Source organism: Halomonas sp. BC04, from assembly GCF_000568385.1.
The window spans coordinates 1-18,494 of sequence record NZ_AZQX01000383.1; the positions used below are offsets into that span (position 1 = coordinate 1).

At 62.4% G+C, this 18,494-nt stretch carries 16 protein-coding genes and 2 pseudogenes; 11 read left to right on the forward strand and 7 right to left on the reverse strand.

Features of this window, described 5'->3' with window-relative positions; genetic code table 11:
* The first annotated feature begins 87 nt into the window (after nt 1-87).
* The 3 genes from Q427_RS25655 to arsH are packed head-to-tail and all read left to right on the forward strand — an operon-like array spanning nt 88 to nt 2,466.
* A complete protein-coding gene (locus Q427_RS25655; RefSeq protein ID WP_081786220.1) occupies nt 88-510 on the forward strand; it encodes a PadR family transcriptional regulator in 423 nt (140 codons plus the stop codon).
* 49 nt (nt 511-559) lie between these two features.
* On the forward strand, nt 560-1,723 hold the full coding sequence (locus tag Q427_RS25660) for an MFS transporter (protein ID WP_043518239.1): 1,164 nt from the start codon (nt 560-562) through the stop codon (nt 1,721-1,723).
* Nucleotides 1,720-2,466, forward strand: coding sequence for an arsenical resistance protein ArsH (arsH, locus tag Q427_RS25665; RefSeq protein ID WP_043518240.1), 747 nt, complete (start codon nt 1,720-1,722; stop codon nt 2,464-2,466). Before Q427_RS25660 ends, arsH begins: the two co-directional genes overlap by 4 nt.
* A 198-nt stretch (nt 2,467-2,664) precedes the next feature.
* On the opposite strand, the gene Q427_RS25670 is transcribed toward arsH, so the two are convergent.
* From Q427_RS25670 to Q427_RS25685, 4 genes are all read right to left on the reverse strand, one after another.
* Nucleotides 2,665-3,369 (reverse strand): RES family NAD+ phosphorylase, encoded by a 705-nt coding sequence (locus tag Q427_RS25670; RefSeq protein ID WP_043518242.1) that lies wholly within the window; start codon nt 3,367-3,369, stop codon nt 2,665-2,667.
* Entirely contained in the window at nt 3,363-3,794 is a 432-nt protein-coding gene (locus tag Q427_RS25675; RefSeq protein WP_231613925.1) for an antitoxin Xre-like helix-turn-helix domain-containing protein, read from the reverse strand. Before Q427_RS25675 ends, Q427_RS25670 begins: the two co-directional genes overlap by 7 nt.
* 153 nt (nt 3,795-3,947) lie before the next feature.
* The gene (locus Q427_RS25680; protein WP_197030827.1) at nt 3,948-4,478 is read right to left on the reverse strand and encodes a VOC family protein; all 531 of its coding nucleotides are present in this window, start codon (nt 4,476-4,478) and stop codon (nt 3,948-3,950) included.
* A 32-nt stretch (nt 4,479-4,510) separates the two neighbouring features.
* A complete protein-coding gene (locus Q427_RS25685) occupies nt 4,511-4,876 on the reverse strand; it encodes an antibiotic biosynthesis monooxygenase family protein (RefSeq protein WP_043518244.1) in 366 nt (121 codons plus the stop codon).
* A gap of 482 nt (nt 4,877-5,358) precedes the next feature.
* Here Q427_RS25685 and ada point away from each other — a divergent pair, with 482 nt between their 5' ends.
* Nucleotides 5,359-6,507, forward strand: a complete 1,149-nt coding sequence (ada, locus tag Q427_RS25690) for a bifunctional DNA-binding transcriptional regulator/O6-methylguanine-DNA methyltransferase Ada (protein ID WP_051496717.1) — start codon at nt 5,359-5,361, stop codon at nt 6,505-6,507.
* A gap of 111 nt (nt 6,508-6,618) precedes the next feature.
* On the opposite strand, the gene Q427_RS25695 is transcribed toward ada, so the two are convergent.
* A complete protein-coding gene (locus tag Q427_RS25695) occupies nt 6,619-8,661 on the reverse strand; it encodes a CocE/NonD family hydrolase (RefSeq protein ID WP_043518246.1) in 2,043 nt (680 codons plus the stop codon).
* Nucleotides 8,662-8,721: 60 nt separating this feature from the next.
* Nucleotides 8,722-10,023: an ATP-grasp domain-containing protein gene (locus tag Q427_RS25700; RefSeq protein WP_043518248.1), complete on the reverse strand. Its 1,302-nt coding sequence runs from the start codon at nt 10,021-10,023 to the stop codon at nt 8,722-8,724.
* Between the two features lie 348 nt (nt 10,024-10,371).
* On the opposite strand from Q427_RS25700, the gene Q427_RS25705 reads away from it, so the two are divergent.
* From Q427_RS25705 to Q427_RS25720, 4 genes are all read left to right on the forward strand, one after another.
* Nucleotides 10,372-11,220 carry a cyanophycinase gene (locus Q427_RS25705; RefSeq protein WP_043518250.1) on the forward strand — a complete coding sequence of 283 codons (849 nt, stop codon included), beginning with the start codon at nt 10,372-10,374 and terminating at the stop codon, nt 11,218-11,220.
* Nucleotides 11,217-13,853 (forward strand): cyanophycin synthetase, encoded by a 2,637-nt coding sequence (gene cphA, locus Q427_RS25710; protein WP_043518252.1) that lies wholly within the window; start codon nt 11,217-11,219, stop codon nt 13,851-13,853. Before Q427_RS25705 ends, cphA begins: the two co-directional genes overlap by 4 nt.
* Nucleotides 13,850-15,028 carry a beta-aspartyl-peptidase gene (gene iadA, locus Q427_RS25715; RefSeq protein WP_051496718.1) on the forward strand — a complete coding sequence of 393 codons (1,179 nt, stop codon included), beginning with the start codon at nt 13,850-13,852 and terminating at the stop codon, nt 15,026-15,028. Before cphA ends, iadA begins: the two co-directional genes overlap by 4 nt.
* A 159-nt stretch (nt 15,029-15,187) precedes the next feature.
* On the forward strand, nt 15,188-16,024 hold the full coding sequence (locus Q427_RS25720; RefSeq protein ID WP_043518254.1) for an arylamine N-acetyltransferase family protein: 837 nt from the start codon (nt 15,188-15,190) through the stop codon (nt 16,022-16,024).
* A gap of 13 nt (nt 16,025-16,037) precedes the next feature.
* Here Q427_RS25720 and nfo read toward each other — a convergent pair.
* Nucleotides 16,038-16,885 (reverse strand): annotated as a pseudogene (nfo, locus tag Q427_RS25725) (deoxyribonuclease IV).
* 110 nt (nt 16,886-16,995) lie between these two features.
* On the opposite strand from nfo, the gene Q427_RS25730 reads away from it, so the two are divergent.
* The 3 genes and pseudogenes from Q427_RS25730 to Q427_RS25740 all read left to right on the forward strand — a co-directional run.
* Complete coding sequence (locus Q427_RS25730) at nt 16,996-17,619, forward strand: LolA family protein (protein WP_051496719.1); 624 nt, start codon at nt 16,996-16,998, stop codon at nt 17,617-17,619.
* A 4-nt stretch (nt 17,620-17,623) separates the two neighbouring features.
* Nucleotides 17,624-18,130, forward strand: coding sequence for an SRPBCC family protein (locus Q427_RS25735; RefSeq protein WP_043518256.1), 507 nt, complete (start codon nt 17,624-17,626; stop codon nt 18,128-18,130).
* A gap of 63 nt (nt 18,131-18,193) precedes the next feature.
* Nucleotides 18,194-18,494, forward strand: a pseudogene (locus Q427_RS25740) (sensor domain-containing diguanylate cyclase); the annotation flags it as partial.

An 18,494-nucleotide genomic window follows, 5' to 3' on the forward strand; every position in this document is an offset into this window, starting at 1 on the left:
GAGCCCGAAGTATTTGACCGGGTATTGCTGGAGTGGCTTGGCTGTCGCTGACTTGACGCCTCGACCCCCGAGGTATATTTTTCCGCCATGACCAAGGCAAAAACCGAGGCGGCCGCTGGCCGCAAGATCCCCGAGTACAGCGATCCTTCGTACTGGCACGGCACGATCAAGATGTCGCTGTCGAAGTTCTTCGTGCTTAGCGTACTGCACCGCAAGCCGATGCACGGCTACGAGGTGGTGCAGGCGGTGGAGAAGAGCACACATGGATGTTGCAGTCCGTCGGAGGGCACGGTCTACCCGATGCTCAACGAGTTCGAGGCGGGGGGCTACCTGAGCGCTACCGCCGAGGTGGTGCAGGGGCGCTCGCGCAAGGTCTACGCACTGACGGCCAAGGGGCGGGACGCCTTCCAGGTGGCGGTGGACGCCTGGCTGGATGCCACGGACTGCATCCTCGAGAGCCGCCGTATGGCGGGCGGAGCATCGGCGAAGTGGGAGGAGCAACAAGAATGAATTCGAGATGTATTTTCAGGCCTATATACCTCGATGCTCGAGGCATTTGATGGACTCGCGCACCGGAGTCGTCGTCGCCCTGGGCGTCTCCCAGACCCTGGCCTGGGGCTCGACCTACTATCTGCCGGCCATCCTCGCCGTGCCCATGGCGCAGGATCTCGGCCTCTCCACCGGCGCGGTATTCGCGGCGTTCTCCTCGGCGCTGGTGGTGTCGGCAATTCTGGGGCCGGCAGTGGGGCGACGAATCGATCATTTCGGTGGGCGCGACGTTCTGACGGTATCGAGCCTGGTATTTGCCCTGGGCCTGGTGCTGCTGGGGCTGGCCACCGGGCCGCTGATGCTGTGGGTGGGGTGGCTGGTGATCGGCGTCGGCATGGGCATGGGGTTGTACGAATCGGCCTTCTCGACCCTGGCGGGACTCTATGGCCGCGAGGCGCGCGGTCCGATTACCGGCATCACCCTGCTGGCGGGCTTTGCCAGCACCGTATGCTGGCCGATTACTGGCTGGCTCAACGCCGAGTTCGGCTGGCAGAACGCCTGCTTCACCTGGGCGGCCGTGCACCTGCTGCTGGGGCTGCCGCTCAATCGGCTGCTGATACCGTTCGGTATCCAGCCGCCTGCGACCCATGCCGAGATGGCGGCGGGCGAGGCCAACGCGTCCTGGCTGCCCATGGTGCTGTTGGCCTATGTCTTCGCCGTGACCTGGTTCGTCAGCACCGCGATGGCTGCACACCTTCCGTGGCTGCTGCAGATTGCGGGCCTGTCACCGGCGGCCGCGATTGCCGCCGCGGCGCTGGTGGGTCCGGCACAGGTGGCCGCTCGGTTGCTCGAGTTCTCGCTGCTGCGGCGCTTTCATCCCTTGTTCTCGGCAAAGCTGGCGGTGGTCGCCCATCCCCTTGGCGCCCTCGGCGTGATCACGCTGGGGGCGCCGTTGGCCACACTGTTCGTACTGCTGCACGGCGCCGGCAACGGCATTCTCACCATTGCCAAGGGCACGCTGCCGCTGGCGATCTTCGGCCCACACGGCTACGGGCTGCGCCAGGGAATCCTGATGGTACCGGCACGCTTCGGCCAGGCGCTGGCGCCGCTGGCCTTTGCCCTGCTGATCGAGCGCTTCGGCACCCAGGCGCTGCTGTTTTCCGCCGCCCTGGGGCTCGCCGCCCTGGGCGCCCTGCACGTTCTGCAAACCTATGCCATGAAGGAGATGACATGAGGCTTCGCACGCTGTCCGATCCCGACCACTTGCCTGCGCTCGATGAGCGCTTTACCCGCCAGCGCCCCGGCCAGAACCTGCCCGATCCGCTCGGCCATCCGCCGCGCATCCTGCTGCTATACGGCTCACTGCGGGAGCGTTCCTATTCGCGCCTGGCGGTGGAGGAGGCGGCGCGACTGCTGCGTTATTTCGGCGCCGAGACGCGCATCTTCGATCCATCGGATCTGCCGCTGCCGGATCAGGTGGCGGGCGACGATCACCCGGCGGTGCGGGAGCTGCGTGAGCTGGCCATCTGGTCCGAGGGACAGGTGTGGTGCAGCCCCGAGCGTCACGGCCAGATCACCGGCGTGATGAAGACGCAGATCGATCACCTGCCGCTGAGCATGGGCGCGGTGCGACCCACCCAGGGGCGCACCCTGGCGGTAATGCAGGTCAGCGGTGGCTCGCAGTCGTTCAATGCGGTAAATACCCTGCGTCTGCTGGGGCGCTGGATGCGCATGGTCACCATCCCCAACCAGTCCAGCGTGCCCAAGGCGTATCAGGAATTCGACGAGGCCGGGCGCATGCTCCCATCGCCGCTCTATGACCGCATCGTCGACGTGATGGAAGAGCTGGTGCGCTTCACCCTGCTGATGCGCCCCCACGCCGAGACGATGGTGGACCGCTACTCGGAGCGCCGCGAGGCGGTCGGCGCCAAGGCCGATCCGGTGACGGACAAGGCCGCGGTCAGTGAAGCTTCATAGTGCGGGCGTAAAGGCGGGGCCGGGGCGTAGGGTTGAGGGGCGCTCCGTCCAGAGAGAGTGCCTGTCGTTCAATTATCGAGGGGCATGGCTGACTGATAGACGGAGGGGGCATGGAGGAGGAGCTCTGCTGATATCAAGATCCCATGCATCGTTATGGATCGAGCTCCTTGACTCAATGAAAACGCTCAGTCGGAGTTGTTATGAGCGAGAGTCGATCGATGACACTTGGTTGACCGAGACGATGGTGCCGCTCCAGATCATTTCGAAGTGGGCGGTTTGCACCATGGACGCCACCGGCCGTGGGGTCATCAGACTCCAGCAGGTGGCTCCGGAAGCGCGAACTGAATGGTAGCGCAGCCCGGATGTGCCCTGTGCTTTGAGGGCAAGTCCAAGCTGGCGGGAAGCGCTGTAGTCGTCCGGCGAATAGATATCGTGCTCGCGGCGAATCGTCAATGCATCCGCCATCCCGGCCTCGTCGAAATCGCAAGCCAGGCCACGAAACACGAAGCGTTCGTAGCTCAGGTCGGGCACATTGCGCCAGTAGACCTCTTGATGGTGCTGTACCTCGGCCAGGGCTGTATCCATGGTGTCGCCCAGGTAGAGGATGCCGAAGCTGCCGTCACTGAAGCGCGAGCCATCAGGATTCACATGGGTGAACGGCGCCACTGCATAGGAGCATCCTGGAATGCCGAAGGGGATCTCCTCTGGTGGGATCAGGTCGAGGCGGCCGGCCTCGTTCCGTAACCGTGGATTGGTCAGCGCCTGGAGTGCGTAGAGCGCCTGGAACTCATCGGCACTGGCGACGTCATCGAAGACGTTGATAGGCGGGAACTTGGAATTCACCAGACGGTAGGCGCGCTGCTGCCTTCCCGGTAGCCGGGGAAGCGCCCCCAGACTCACCATTGAGCCCCTCTCAGGGTATCGATCCGTTTGAAGGTCTCGTAGAGAGAGATGAAGTCACCTTGCGCGATCACTTCCAGCGGCGTGCGGCCATGGAAGAAGCTGTTGTGGTTGGCCATGGACATGAAGCCGTAGAGGTTCTCCGGATTGTCGAAGACCACCCGCAGCGCCGAGTGAATGTTAAGCACCAGGCTGATGCGAGTGAGCTGGTCGGCATCGAGGCTGACCTCCCAGGTCGGGTCGCGCCGCTTCGCTCGCGCATAGGTGCTACGGGAGACACGCAATATCGCTGCGCCCTGCTCCCCGGTCGCGCCCCACTTCTCCAGGATTGCGACAGCGGCCTTCAGCCGGTAGCTGCAGTGGACTTGCTGTGGGTTGCAGCTTCCATCACGCTCATGGCCATAATCCCCAAGTGTCTGTAGAGGCAATTATAGACAATGGGTATCTGTAGGCATAGGCGATGATGGGATTGTGATTTACTCACTGCGCTCTGCCCGGCACAGGGAAGGCCGCCCGGCGGCCAAGGTCCGGGGCTTCATTGACCGGCTTGCCGAGCGGCTGAGGGAGGAAGCGGTGTTGCGCTAGGCTGCCGCCTGCTCTTCCTTGTCGTAGTTGATCATCCAGGCAACGCCGAATTGATCCTCCAGCATGCCGAAGCGATGCGCCCAGAAGGTTTCTTCGAGCGGCATCTGTACCGTGCCGTTATCGGCCAGGGCATTGAAGAGCCGTTCGGCCTCCTCCACGGAGTCAACGCCGACCGCAATGCTCGCGCCCTTGATGCCTTCATAGGGAGCCGGGCATGCGGGGGAGTTGTCCGATGCCATCAGCCACTGGTCGCCGATGCGCAGGCGGGCGTGCATGATCAGGTCGCGGGCCTCCGGGGGTATGTCCATGTCCTCGCTGTCGGGCATTTCGGCATAGGTGGCCATGGCCTCGAGCTTGGCGTCGAAGCAGCGCTGATAGAACTTGAAGGCTTCTCGCAGTTGCCATCGAAGATCAGATAGGTGGAAAGCTGCATGATGGGTCTCCAGGGGATTGTTGTAGATCCTGCTTCCCTTCGTCGCTTCAACGTAGTCGATTTCGACATCTGCCCCATCACTTTCCGCTGCCATCGAGCCGGGTGAAATTCTGGTGTCGTGGGGCGCTATTGTTTTGGGGTTTCAGGACGGTCATGGCGCTCGCGGCTGTCGGCAGGCGCCTGTCCGCGCTCATTCATACCGTAGTCGCGCATCACCGAGGCTACTCTCAGACGATAGTCGTCGAAGACCACTTCGCGCCCCTGGGACTGGGCGGAGCGGTGGCGCTCGAGCCGGCGCCACTGGGCCACGGCTTCCTCATCGCGCCAGAAGGAGAGCGAGAGGACCTTTCCTGGCTGGGTCAGGCTCTCGAAGCGTTCGATGGAGATGAAGCCATCGATTTCGTCGAGCAGCGGACGCAGGCTGGCGGCAATGTCCAGGTACTGGTCGCGACGACCGGACTTGGGGATGACTTCGAAGATAACGGCAATCATGTGACACCTCGAGTTTGGCTTGTTGGTAGCGGAGCGGTGATCCCGCTCCGTCTTGCTCGATGTCGTTGCATTGTGTCTCTTTGGCCTATGCTTGTCAGACATAAACCGTTAGGCATAGAGCTAACAATATGTGGAGCGCGCGATTCTGCTATGACCATCTGGCTGGGAAGCTGGGAAGCTGGGAAGCTGGGAAGCTGGGAAGCTGGGAACGCGGGCGGTAGCCGTATTGTTCGAGAGGGAGTTCTTGATCGGCTGCTGCATTGGCAGCAAAACGGCCTGGTTGTAGGCTCAGGCGATCCCTGTCGGTGCCGGTGAGCCTTCACTCGCTTCTTGCCGCTGAATCGAAAAAACCTGGCAATGCTATGCTGTGAATCTTGCAAAGGGGCGGGCTCGTTTTGAAAGCAAGGGACGGAGTGTTGCTGTCGGGCCCAAGGGCCATCCTGAGCTCACGGTGAACGCCGGATCCACAGCGGAGGCCCGCCATGATCGAGACAACGACCGAGTCACTTGCCATCTTCGATTCCGATGAAGCGAAATGGGTGGCGGTACTGGCCCGCGATACCGCGGCGGACGGCGCTTTCGTCTATGCGGTGCGCACTACCGGGATCTATTGCCGCCCGACCTGCGCATCGCGCCGGCCGCGGCGGGAAAATGCCGAATTCCATGCCGATGGAGCGGCTGCCGAGCGCGCCGGCTACCGCCCCTGTCAGCGCTGCCGGCCTCAGGAGACATCGTTGGCCCAGCGGCATGCCGAGAGCGTTGCCAGGGCCTGCCGACTCATCGAAGCCTCCGAGGAGCTTCCTTCCCTCGACGATCTGGCGCGGGTGGCTGGCCTGAGTCGCTTCCACTTTCATCGTGTGTTCAAGTCGATCACTGGCCTGACGCCCAAGGCCTATGCCAAGGCATGGCGCGCCGAACGGGTGCGGGTCGAGCTGTTGAACAGCGAAACGGTGACCGAGGCGATCTATCAAGCGGGATACCACTCCAGCGGACGCTTCTACGCCGCTTCGACCCAGATACTCGGCATGACGCCGAAGCGCTATCGTTCGGGAGGAGAGGGCATGAATATTCGTTTTGCTCTGGGAGAGTGTTCACTGGGCACGATTCTGGTTGCGGCAAGTGAGAAAGGGATTTGCGCCATTTCACTGGGAAATGATCCCGAGGAGCTGTTACGGGAGTTCCAGGATCGCTTCGCCAGCGCCAGCCTGGCCCCGGGTGGAAAGGATTTCGACGCCTGGGTGGCCCAGGTGGTGGGTTTTGTCGAGGCGCCTGATATCGGGCTGTCGCTGCCGCTGGACATTCGTGGCACTGCCTTTCAGCAGCGGGTCTGGCAGGCGCTGACCAAGATTCCCGTGGGTGCCACCATCAGCTATACGGAGCTGGCGGAGCGGATCGGCTCGCCCAGGGCGGTGCGCGCGGTGGCCAGTGCCTGTGCCTCCAATACCATTGCGCTTGCCATTCCCTGTCACCGGGTGGTGCGCAGCGACGGGGCGCTTTCCGGCTACCGCTGGGGTGTGGAGAGAAAGCGTGCGCTGCTTGAGCGTGAGGCGCGACGGGGAGAAAGTGTAATATCGGCGCGCCTGCTCACCGGTCGTGCCCTACTTCTCGAGGAGCGACAGCGGCCAAGATGAGGGGCTGCAACGGTGCTCGCCGAGCGGCTCAGAGGGGAGCGGAGCTGCGCAAAGCGGTCATCTTGGCACGCCTTTTCTCTCAGAAAAGTAATCGTTCCCGCATACCTGCGCTCAAATAAGGTCGCGTGGGATCTCCTCGTCCCAACTCTTGGAAATAACTCGGCTTTCTCCCTCATAGGCATCCATCGTTGCACGCAAGCGAAAATTTTCTGCGTTGGACGTCATCAATGTGCGGGTCATGCTGCGTACTACCCAGTCGCCGCGTCGGAAACTGCGCTCCCACTCGGTCCAGCCGCTCAGGCTGTCGTAGCTGCCGTAGGCATAGGTATAGCGTTCGACAACTCGTGACGAGAGTTCAAGATCGATATCATCGAGGCGGAAAGTGCCTTCGTCATTGATGACTTCGAGTGTAGTCTGATCATTGGCCAGATCACGTATCACTCGCCACGTTTCTTGGCTCGGCCGTATCAGGGTCGCGGCTAGTGGCGGCGCGCACTCCGGCGGGTCAAATGGCGTCAGCGCCGCTTCTTCCTGGGGTCGAGGCTCGCGGCATGGCAGGATCAGCCGGCAGCCGGTGGGATGCACTGTCAACTTGACGGGAACTGGCGACGGCCAGGCCAGCGGCCAGTAACTGCTCGAGAGCGAGAGCCGAATGGCGTGGCCCACGGGAAACTTCTGGGCAATGTGCTTAAGCAGTACGCGTATGTGATAACGCTTGCCGGGCTCCAGTTGCTGGGGAAATTCGTTACTGTCACGGTGGGTCAGGTTGAGCAGGCCATAGGAAATCCGGGTCGCCTTGTCGTCTACTGCAATATCGCTGAGCCTCAGTGCCACCATCGCCACCGGCTGATCGGCCTCGATGTCGAGTTCGACAACGGGTTGTCCGCAAATCTCGATGTCCTGTTCGAGCCGTGCCGTCTGGAATATCAGAGAGCCACCGTCCTCTTCGCGTTGATCGTGAGGCAGGTCCGGCGGGGCATTGTAGGAGCACCACTTGCCGGCATACAGCCCTACCGACAGTGGCGAGCGTACGGAAAGGGGAACATCGGCGCCCGGCACGGAAGCCACGGGGCCCTGAGGGGTAGGCAGGAGGTCATGGCCGCTGGTGAAACGGAAGTGTTTCGGTTCGATCCGCGGCGATGGCCAGCTCGGTTCGGCAACCCAGCGCCCCGGCCGTACCTCGTAACGGGCCGACGGTGGAACCGATTCCTGCATCCACACGCGCAGCATCGGCTCGTCCATGATGCCCGTTTCCTTGCCCTTCAACCAATAGTCCCACCAGCGTAGCGATTCCTGCAAAAAGCCGATGGCCGGGCCCGGAACGCCAAGGTGGGGATACATGTGCGCCCAAGGGCCAACCAGGCCCTTGCGTGGCACGTCGAGCCCCGCGAGCAGTCGGAACACGGCATTGCAGTATCCGTCTGCCCAGCCGCTAACGGCATAGACGGGGCAACGAATGCGGGAGAAGTCCTCGCAGACCGAGCCATGCTTCCAATAGTCGTCGCGGCGCTGATGCTGTAACCAGGTAGCCAGCCAGAGCCCACTATGCTCAAGACGCTCCAGCCACATCCTCCGCCAGCGTTCACCGACCAATAGCGGGTCGGGTGGACAGGTATTGGCATCGAACATGGTCGAGGCCCATGACAGGTTGTCGCCGAGCAGACAGCCACCCATGTGGTGAACATCATCGGCGTAGCGATCATCGGTCGAGCAAAGCGTGATGACGGCCTTCAGCTCGGGCGGCTGCAGTGCCGCGATCTGCAGGCCATTGAACCCTCCCCAGGAGATGCCGACCATGCCTACATCACCGGTACACCAGGGTTGCTTACCCAGCCAGTGCAGAATCTCGACGCCATCGTCCAGTTCCTGCTGCAGGTATTCGTCGGTCAAGACGCCGTCGGAATCGCCGCAGCCGCGCATGTCGACACGTACCCCGGCGTAGCCATGGCCGGCCCAGTAGACATACGTTTGCGTATCGCGCATCGCCGTCAGGTCTCGCTTGCGATAGGGTATATACTCGAGAATGGCCGGCACCGGATCGCTCTCGGCATCCACTGGGCGCCAGATACGTATGCCCAGCCGGCAGCCATCGGCCAGCGTGATCCAATCTTCTTCCTCCTGCACGTCGCGGGGAAAATCGCTGACAATATGCATGACCCTGCTCCCATTTCCGTCACTGGATTTCTTACCATTCATGTCCGTGCCGAGAACTCGTCAGCCGATGATATCCTCGAACGCGAAATGCAGCTGCTCGGCAAGTCGTGCATAGTTCTCTTGTAGCGCAAGATCGTCGTCTGCGCCCATCCACACGTAAGCTAAGGCGTAACTGTAGCTGTCTTGCTCAGGCAGGGATGACAGGCGCATACCGATCTCGACCTGTACCGTGATCAAGGTGCCGGGGAATGCTTGTTGCAGTGTCTCGATTTCTTCGGAGCTCGGTACTTGGCTGACGGTGGCGTCGACAAAGAACACTCGATAAAAGAATTTCGCTGCGACCTTGAATGCTCCTTGGCGATGGGGCATGTCTGGCAACTGCCCCAGAGCCAGGTCCACCGTCACTTGCTGATGACTGATCCCATCGACCTTTTCGAACAGGTCGCAATGCGATTGTGCAATGCGGGTATTGATCTCCAGCAGCCAGATGCGATCTTGCACCTCGTCCCAGAAGTATTCGATGTTGAAGGCGGCATTGTCATATCCGATATGTGTCATGACCTGACGAGTAAGCTCCTGCATATTTGTCTGAATGGAAGCGGGGAGGCGGGACGGGTAGCGATAAGAGAAAAAGCTCAGTACCTGCGGATAGCGAATCGAGTCGACGATTCCATACGAGACAACCTCGCCCTGGAACACGTATCCCTCGACCGTACATTGCCACCCGCCAATAATCTCTTCCGCCATGCAGTGGCCGCCATCAATCAAGCGTACGTTATCAGGCAGACTGGCGTGCTCCAGCACGTAATTGAAGGGCTCTGAAATTGTCCCGATGCTTTCACATAGCCGCGCTACGGCATGGGCGAAGTCTTCGGGGCTTTCGATGCGAAAGCCCAGTCGCGAGCCTGAGGATTTGATGGGTTTGACGAAGAAGGGAAAATACAGCCCTGCCTCCCCGATATGCTGCAGTGCCTGGGCGTCGAAGGGGTCGAAGGCGGTAAAGCGGGGAATATATTCGGCAACAACTTCATGCTGAACGAGTCGACTCCAATACTTGTGCTCGCATTTGAGTAAACTTTCGAGACTGGTTGAACGCGTACCAAGCCGCTCGCAGAGCAGCGGCAGCATGGTCGAGACGGGAAAATCCATGTAGCCAACGATAGCGTCGATGGGTTCATGGAAATCTTTTAACTGCGCTTCGGCCCTGGCCAGCATCTCTTCGATAGGAAAGATTTCCGTGTCATAGACCTCCGCTGGCTCGATGACGCCATGAAACCGATAATTCTCAGCACCACGTAAATCCTCGAGCCGTTTACGATTATAGTCATCCAGCCCGACAACAAAAATATTCCGATCGCTCATGGTGGCCTCTGGTCTCGATATCGGCTGTCACGGTCCATGCCGACGAGGTCCAGCGAGCGGCGGCCAGGACATGACTCTCCCTTTTCCTGGTTCACGGGCCAAGAACGGGCAGGGCCATTCATCGAATCATAGCGTTTTATCGGTGTTGCGTGCGGCCAGCACGCAAGATTTCAGAAGCTTCATTGATCAGTATGAGAAATCTAGTGAGGTTGGGGTTTGGTTATTAATCTGTCTAGGATGGTTTTCACCTGATATAAAGAATGGGCGTTAAAATAGTGCGATACAACATTGCCGAAATCGGCGATTATTCAGTGTTTCTCAAGAGCGTCGCTGGGCGGCGAAGGTAATATGGTGTCTCCACGTTTCTCGGCATCCGGCCACCTCGTGGCCATCGGCGGTGCCGAGGACAGGACCTCAGATCTTGAGATCCTGGAAAAGGTCTTTCGCATGGCCCCTGACGACAATCAGGAGGTTGCGGTCATCGCCACGGCGAGCAGCATTCCTGACGAGGTGCTGCCGGAGTACGAAGCCGCTTTTTCTCGCCTGGGCGCAAGCCAGGTCCATACGCTGGGGATTCGTGACCGCCAGGAGGCGGCCGATGCCGACACGGTGCGCCTGATCGAGCAGAGCGGTGTCATCTTCTTCAGCGGCGGTGACCAGCTGCGCCTGACCAATGTCCTGGGCGGCTCATCGGTTCTGAAGGCCATCCGACAACGCCTGCAGGATGGCGCCGTGGTGGCCGGGACCAGTGCCGGGGCAGCGGCCATGCCGGGCACCATGATCTACAACGGCGCCGCCGCCGACGCCCTGCGCAAGGGGGCCGTCAACATGACCTTCGGCCTCGGCTTCGTCGACGGCCTGATCATCGACAGCCACTTCCTCGAGCGCGGCCGCTTTACCCGACTGATGGAGGTTGGGGCGAGCAATCCGGAACACCTGGGGGTAGGCCTGGGCGAGGATGCCGCCGTAATCATTCACCCCCATGGCATTCTGGAAGCCATCGGGCCGGGGCACGTCATCCTGATCGACAGCCGGGATCTGGCCCGATCGAATATTGCGGAGCTTGCCATGGGCGAGCCGGTCGCCGTGGAGCATATGATCCTCCATGCGATGGTCGACGGCCACGGCTACGATGTCGGTGCACGCCGCTACCTCGTCCCTGACGAACTCGGCGCCCTGCTCGCGGAGCGTCGATGAAGATTCTCGAACATCGGGCCCTTCGCGGTCCGAACTACTACAGCCGTTATCCGGCCATCTTCATGCGGCTGGACATCGGTGAGCTCGAGGAGCGGCCGAGCGACAGAGTGCCGGGCATCGTGGAACGCATCACCGAACTCCTGCCGACTCTCCACGAACACCGTTGCTCGGTCGGGAGGCCCGGCGGCTTTCTGGAGCGGCTGGAGCGGGGTACCTGGGCCGGCCACGTGGTGGAACATGTCTCGATCGAACTACAGAACCTGATCGGCTTTTCGGTAGGCTATGGCAAGACGGTCGATTCCTATGAATCCGGCATCTACAACGTCGTCTATCGGTATCGGGATGAAGCCTGCGGTCTGGCTGCCGGCGTAGAGGCCATCGATTTCGTCGAGCGCCTCTTCAGCGGAGCGACGATCGACATGCCGGCGATCATCGACCGTCTTAGCCAGGTGCGCGATGCCCATATGCTCGGCCCCTCCACGGCGGCCATCGTCGCGGCTGCCACTCAGCGCGGGATTCCCCATATGCGCCTGAGCGAGGATAACAGCTACATCCAGTTCGGCCACGGCCATCGGCAGCAGCGTATCCAGGCCACGGTGACCGGCCATACGAACCTGATCAGCTACGGTATCGCCGACGACAAGGCGTGGACCAAGCAGGTGCTCGGCGATGCCGGGATCCCAGTACCCCGGGGGAGGGTATGTGGCTCATTCCACGAGGCGCTCGACGCCGTCCGCGACATCGGCTATCCCGTCGCGGTCAAGCCGGTCATCGGCAACCATGGCCGCGGGGTGAGCACCAACATCGAGGACGGCCAGGCGCTGAGTGATGCCTTCGACATCGCCTCTCATCACAACCCCTCTGTGATCGTCGAGCAGTACATCAAGGGCGAGGACCATCGGCTGCTGGTCATCAACAACACCCTCGTGGCCGCCGCCCGGCGCCGCCCGGCCCACGTGGTCGGTAACGGCATCGATACCCTGCTGGCCCTGGTCGACCGGGAGAACCAGGACCCGCGTCGCGGCATCGGCCACGCCAACCTGCTGACCCGTATCGAGCTGGACGAGCAGTCGCTGCGGATGATCGAGCAGCAGAACCTGACTCTGCAGAGCGTGATCCCGGACGGCGGGATGGTCTTTCTCAAGCCCACGGCGAATCTCAGCACGGGGGGCACCGCCACGGACGTGACCGACGATGTTCATCCGGAAGTGCGCTATGCGGCGGAGCGCATCGCGCGGCTGGTAGGGCTGGACATCATCGGCATCGACCTATTGGCCGAGACCCTGAGCCGGCCCCTGGAGGAGCAGTCCGCCGCCGTGGTTGAGGTCAATGCCGGCCCCGGCTTTCGCATGCACCTCTCGCCCACCCACGGGGAGGGCCGCGACGTGGGTCGCCCGGTGATCGACATGCTGTTCCCCGACAGTGAGACAACAGGACGGATTCCCATCGCGGCGGTCACCGGCACCAACGGCAAGACCACCACGGTGCGGTTGCTCTCGCACCTGCTACGGCAATCGGGACGCAACGTCGGCATGGCCTGTACCGGCGCCATCGAGATCGATAACCATGTGATCCTGCGCGGGGACTACAGCGGCCCCCAGGCGGCAGCGATCGTGCTGCGCGAGCCCACGGTCGAGTGTGCCGTACTGGAAGTCGCCCGCGGTGGCATCATGCGCCGCGGCCTGGGCTTCGATGAGTGCGACGTGGGCGTGCTGCTCAATATCGCCAGCGACCATCTTGGCGAACACGACATCCATACCCTCGATGAACTGGCGCGCTGCAAGACCGTCGTGATCGATGCCGTCCGCCAGGGCGGTACGGCCGTGCTCAATGCCGACGACCCCCGGGTACTGGAAGGCCGGGAGTGGGCCCGGGGTGACATCATCTTCTTCACACTGGACCCCAAATTCCGCCCTGTCCGTCAGCATGTCCGCGAACAGGGCGTCGCCTTTACCGTCAACAACGAAAGCATCGTGATGCGCCAGGGCCATGTCGAGGCCGATGTGATTCCGATGGTGAACGTACCGATCACCTTCGAGGGGCACGCCCGCTTCAATATCGCCAACGCCCTGGCGGCCAGTGCCGCCGCCTACGCCCTGGGTCTGTCTATCGCCGATATCCAGATGGGCCTGCAGACCTTCCACCCCACCCCGGGCCAGAATCCCGGCCGTACCAACCTCATCGACGCCGACGGCATGAAGGTACTGATCGATTACGGACACAACGTACCGGCGCTCGAGGCCCTGAGCGAACTGGTCGGCTGCATTCCGGCTCGACGGCGGATCAGCGTAGCCAGTGCCCCGGGCAACCGCCGCGACGAGGACCTGTACATGCTGGGTGCCCTGCTTGCCAGGATGCACGACGTTGTCTTCATCTACGAGACCGGCGCTCGCGGACGCGCCCCCGGTGACGCTGCTCGCCTGCTGCGCGAAGGGGCCGAGTCGGTGCCGGGCGCTTGCCAGGTCGAGGTCATCATGGAAGAGCAGCAGGCCGTCGACAGGGCCTTCGGTGAGGCAAGCGAAGGTGACCTTCTGGTGTTGCTGATCGATGATATTGATGGCGCAATCGAGCGTATCAGGGGGCGCCGTTTCCATTCGGCCGCCGTGACGGCGCCTGGCGGTGAGCCATCATGATGCCCGCCGAACCCCGGGAAGACAGGTTGCTGACCCTGTTGCGGGTCGGCAGCATCTTCGCACCGGAGCCCCTCGAGGCCACCGACATCCTGATTGCCGACGGCCGGATCGCGGCCCTGGGGCGTGACATTGCGATCCCGACAGGCTGGTCTATCCAGGTGGTGGAGGCACGTCATCTTATCGCCGTGCCCGCCTTTATCGACCAGCATGTTCATGTGACCGGCGGCGGCGGCGAAGGCGGCTGCGGCACTCGCTGTCCGGAAATCACCGCCCACGAGATCGCCTCAATGGGTATTGGCACGGTTGTGGGTGTTCTTGGCACCGACAGCATCAGCCGCTCCCCGGCAGATTTGCTGGCCAAGGTGCGTGGGCTTGGTGCCGAAGGCATATCGGCCTTCATGTATACCGGTGCGTATCGCGTCCCGCCTCCCACGCTGACCGGCGACATTCAGCGCGATTTGGCCTGGATTCCTGAAGTGATCGGCCTGGGCGAAATCGCCATCTCGGACCACCGATCGAGCCAGCCACGCCAGGATGAAATCGAACGGATCGTCAGTGATACACGCATCGGTGCCATGCTGGCCGACAAGCGCGGCATCTGTCACTTCCATATCGGTGACGGAAAGCGGGGGCTGGAACCACTGCGCAGGTTGCTGTCCGAGACCGAGATTCCCGCCGATCAAGTGATACCGACTCACGTGAATCGTAACCACTCGTTGCTCGAGGAGGCTGCCGACTATGCGCTGACCTTCAACGCCAGTGTGGATGTGACCGCCTTCGACGATGCCGGCGACGACGGCCTGACCGGGTTCGACGCTGTGTCGCGGCTGCTGGCTCGCGGCGTTCCCGTCGCGCGCATCACCATGAGCTCCGATTGCAACGGCAGCCTGCCTGAATTCGACGCCCAGGGCGCCTATATCGGCATGCGGGTGGCGCGCAACACCGCCCTTATCGCGGACTGGCAACGCCTGGTGCGCGAGGGCGTGTTGCCCATGGAGCAGGCCCTCGGCCTGCTCTCGGGGAACGTCGCACGGGTACTCGGTTTACATGATAGAAAAGGACGCTTGGCTATCGGATTCGACGCAGATGTGACGCTACTCGACAGCGAGCTTCAGCCGCAGCAGACGTTCGTGGCAGGACAATGTATTTATGACTCGAGCAAGGTGGAAGGGTAGCAGCCCAAGGTGTAATACCAGCCTGCCTCGCCATTGCGGCGGCACGGGCTGATTGAGCTGAAGTAGTCGATATCGACTGCTCTTGACCTCAACTTTGCTTAAGGTCTTATCGTGTTTCCGTCAGTCAGCTGGACTGGGCGACCTGGAAGGAGACACGCCATGAATGAACCACATGATGCGCTCGACCTGGCGGCCTACTGCGCCCGCATCGGCCATGCCGAAGCCTTGAGCCCGACACTCGACGCGCTGCGCCGCCTGCAGGCGCGGCATATGTCGGCCATTCCCTTCGAGAACCTCGACATCCTGCTGGGCAGGGGGATCGATTTATCGCCTGATGTCGTGGAGGCCAAGCTCATCACCGCCCGCCGTGGCGGTTACTGCTTCGAGCAGAACGGCCTGTTCAAGCGGGCGCTGGAGGCCATTGGGTTTCGGGTGGAGGGGCTTCTGGCACGGGTGCGGTGGATGGTGCCGGACGCTGCGCCACCGACGCCGCGCAGCCACATGGTGCTGCGGGTCGTCATCGGGGGGCGGTCCTGGCTCGTCGATGTCGGCTTCGGCGGCAATACGCCTTCGGCGCCGCTGGCAATGGACACACAGGAGCCGCAGCCGACCGGGCACGAGACCTACCGGGTGGTGCCGAGCGAGGAGGGCTTGCTGTTGCAAGCCTTGATCGGGCATGCGTGGTCGCCGTTGTATGATCTCTCGCTGCAGCCCCAACTGGCGGTTGATTACGAGCAGCCCAATTGGTATACCGCCACGCATCCCGGCTCGCACTTTCGGCATCAGCTGAGTGTGGCACGTACCACGCCTGAGGCACGCTACGTGCTGGGGAATTCGCGACTCACGGTGCGTGAGTCCACGGGCGAGCAGAGCCAACGAGAACTTGGCATGGACGCGCTGATGCAAGCCCTGCACGACACCTTCGGCCTGCCGGTGGAGGAGAGCTGGCGCGCCGTGCTGGAGCGCACCATGGCAGCCGAAAGGGAGCCCGCTTAGCCTGCCGCTCGTATCACTCGTTTGCGGCCTGGGCGCGCAGCCAGGCAATCTCCTCGGCCCAGATCTCGGGTTCGATTGTCTCCAGCACCAGCGGAATCTCGTCGATGCGCGGGTCGCGCATGATGGTGGTGAAGGCGTCGAGCCCGATGTTGCCCCGGCCAAGGCTGTGGTGGCGGTCGACGCGGCTGGCGAACTCGCTCTTGGCGTCGTTGAGGTGCATGCCCCGCAGGTAGTCGAAACCCACCACCTTGCCGAATTCGTCGAGGGTGGCGGTACACGCCTCGGGGGTGCGCAGGTCGTAGCCGGCGGCAAAGGCGTGGCAGGTGTCGATGCACACCCCGACCCGCGACTTGTCATCGACCTGCTCGATGATCTCGGCCAGGTGCTCGAAGCGCCAGCCAGGTTGGTGCCCTGGCCCGCCGTATTCTCGATCACCGCGACCACGCCGCGGGTATCGGCCAGGGCGTGATTGATCGAGTCGGCGATGCGGCTCAGGCATTCGCTCTCGCTGATCTTCCTGAGATGGCTGCCGGGATGGAAGTTGAGCAGGGAGAGACCGAGCTGCTCGCAGCGCTGCATCTCGTCGAGGAAGGCGGCGCGGGACTTCTCGAGTCCGGCAGCATCCGGGTGGCCGAGGTTGATCAGGTAGCTGTCGTGGGGGAGGATCTGCCCGGGGCCGAAGCCATGTTCCCTGCAGGCGCTGCGAAAGGCCTCGATGGTAGCCTCTTCGAGGGGCTTGGCTCGCCACTGGCGCTGGTTCTTGGTGAACAGGGCGAAGGCGTCTGCGCCGATCTCGACGGCGCGCAGCACGGCCTGGTCGGGACCGCCGGCGGCACTGACATGGGCACCCAGGTATTTCATCTCGCCTCTCCGTGGGTTGGGAAACGCCATTACGATAGCATGCACGTAGCCTCCCCACCCGCCGTGGCCCTGCTAGTCTCAGAAAGAGAGAATGCCAAGGGAGAGACAGCATGCTGCCCCTGCTACTGGTTTCCATGAGTGGTGCCGCGGGACAGGACCCCATCGCGGCAGCACTGGCGCGCATCGATGCGCTGGCAAGCTATGGACTGACGTTGCGCAGCCAGGGTAGCGGCGGCGAAGAAGTCATTCGCTACAGCTATCGACAGCCCGGCTACGTGCGCATGGACATGGAGACCCCCTACCGCGGGGCGGTGCTGATCTATCGTCCCGATACCGGCAAGGTGAAGCTGTGGCCCTTCGGTTCACCGGGCAGGCGGGCGGCAATTTCCCTGCGCCCCACCAATCGCATGGTGCGCAGCTCGCAAGGCCATCGTGTTGACCAATCGGATGTGGGCAGCCTGCTGCGCAATGTCCAGCGCCTGCAGCAGCACGGCAGTACGCGTCGGCTCGGGCCGACTACCCATGATGGGCGTGCGGTGCAGCACGTGGTGGTGGAAGCCGAGCCGGGGCGGGCGGTGCAGGATGTGTCGCGCTATGACCTGTGGCTCGATGACCAGACGCTGTTTCCACTGCGAGTAGCGAGTTACGACAGGCGGGGAGAACGACGGGAGAGCGTCCTGCTGGAGAGCGTTCGCCTCGACCCCGACTTTCCCCCCGATCACTTCGCACCCTAGGCCCATGCCAAGCTTTCGCTTCGACACCACCTGGCATATTGAAGCTCCGATCGCCGTGGTCTTTGATGTCTTGACCGACTCACTGCACTGGCCGGAATGGTGGCCCGGGCTGGTCGATGTGCAGCCGCTCGAGGCCGGCAACGAGTCCGGCATTGGGCGCACCCAGCGCTTCGTCTGGAAGAGCCGGCTGGGCTATTACCTGCGCTTCGATATCCGCATCACTCGCGTATGCGAGCCCTACTTGATCGAGGGCAGGGCAAGTGGCGACGTGGCCGGAGTCGGCAGCTGGCGACTCGACGGCAACGAGCGGATCACCCGGGTTCGCTACCACTGGCAGGTGCGAACGGTGCGGCCCTGGATGGGGGTTCTGGCTAGGGTGGCGAGGCCGCTGGTGACCTGGAATCATCACGCCATGATGCGCGAAGGGCGCGTGGGGCTGGTGCGGCACCTGGGTCTCTCTACTGGGCATTCTGGAGGTGGCGCCGGGCGGGAACCGTCAAGAGAGCGTTGATTGTCATGGAAAGTAAAGGAGTATGCTGCAGCCCACTTTTATCGAAATCGTCCCAGAGATGCCATGAAGCGCTCGAAGAGTCGCATCGGCCATGAGCCACTGTCCGGGGAAGCGCATGGCCGCGTCTCCTCCGGTGACGATTGTGTGCGAATCCGGCAAGAGCTCGAGGCAGCGCAGGAAGAGATCGCACACCTCAACCGTACCCTGTATCGAGTCCAGCAGATCGCCCGGCTGGGCTATTGGCGAGCCAGCCTCAAGGCTAATGAGCTGTTCTGGTCCGAGGTGATTTACGACATCTTCGGCGTCGACCCCGCCACCTTCACACCCAGTATTCGTGCCTTCRAGGCCATGGTGCATCCCGAGG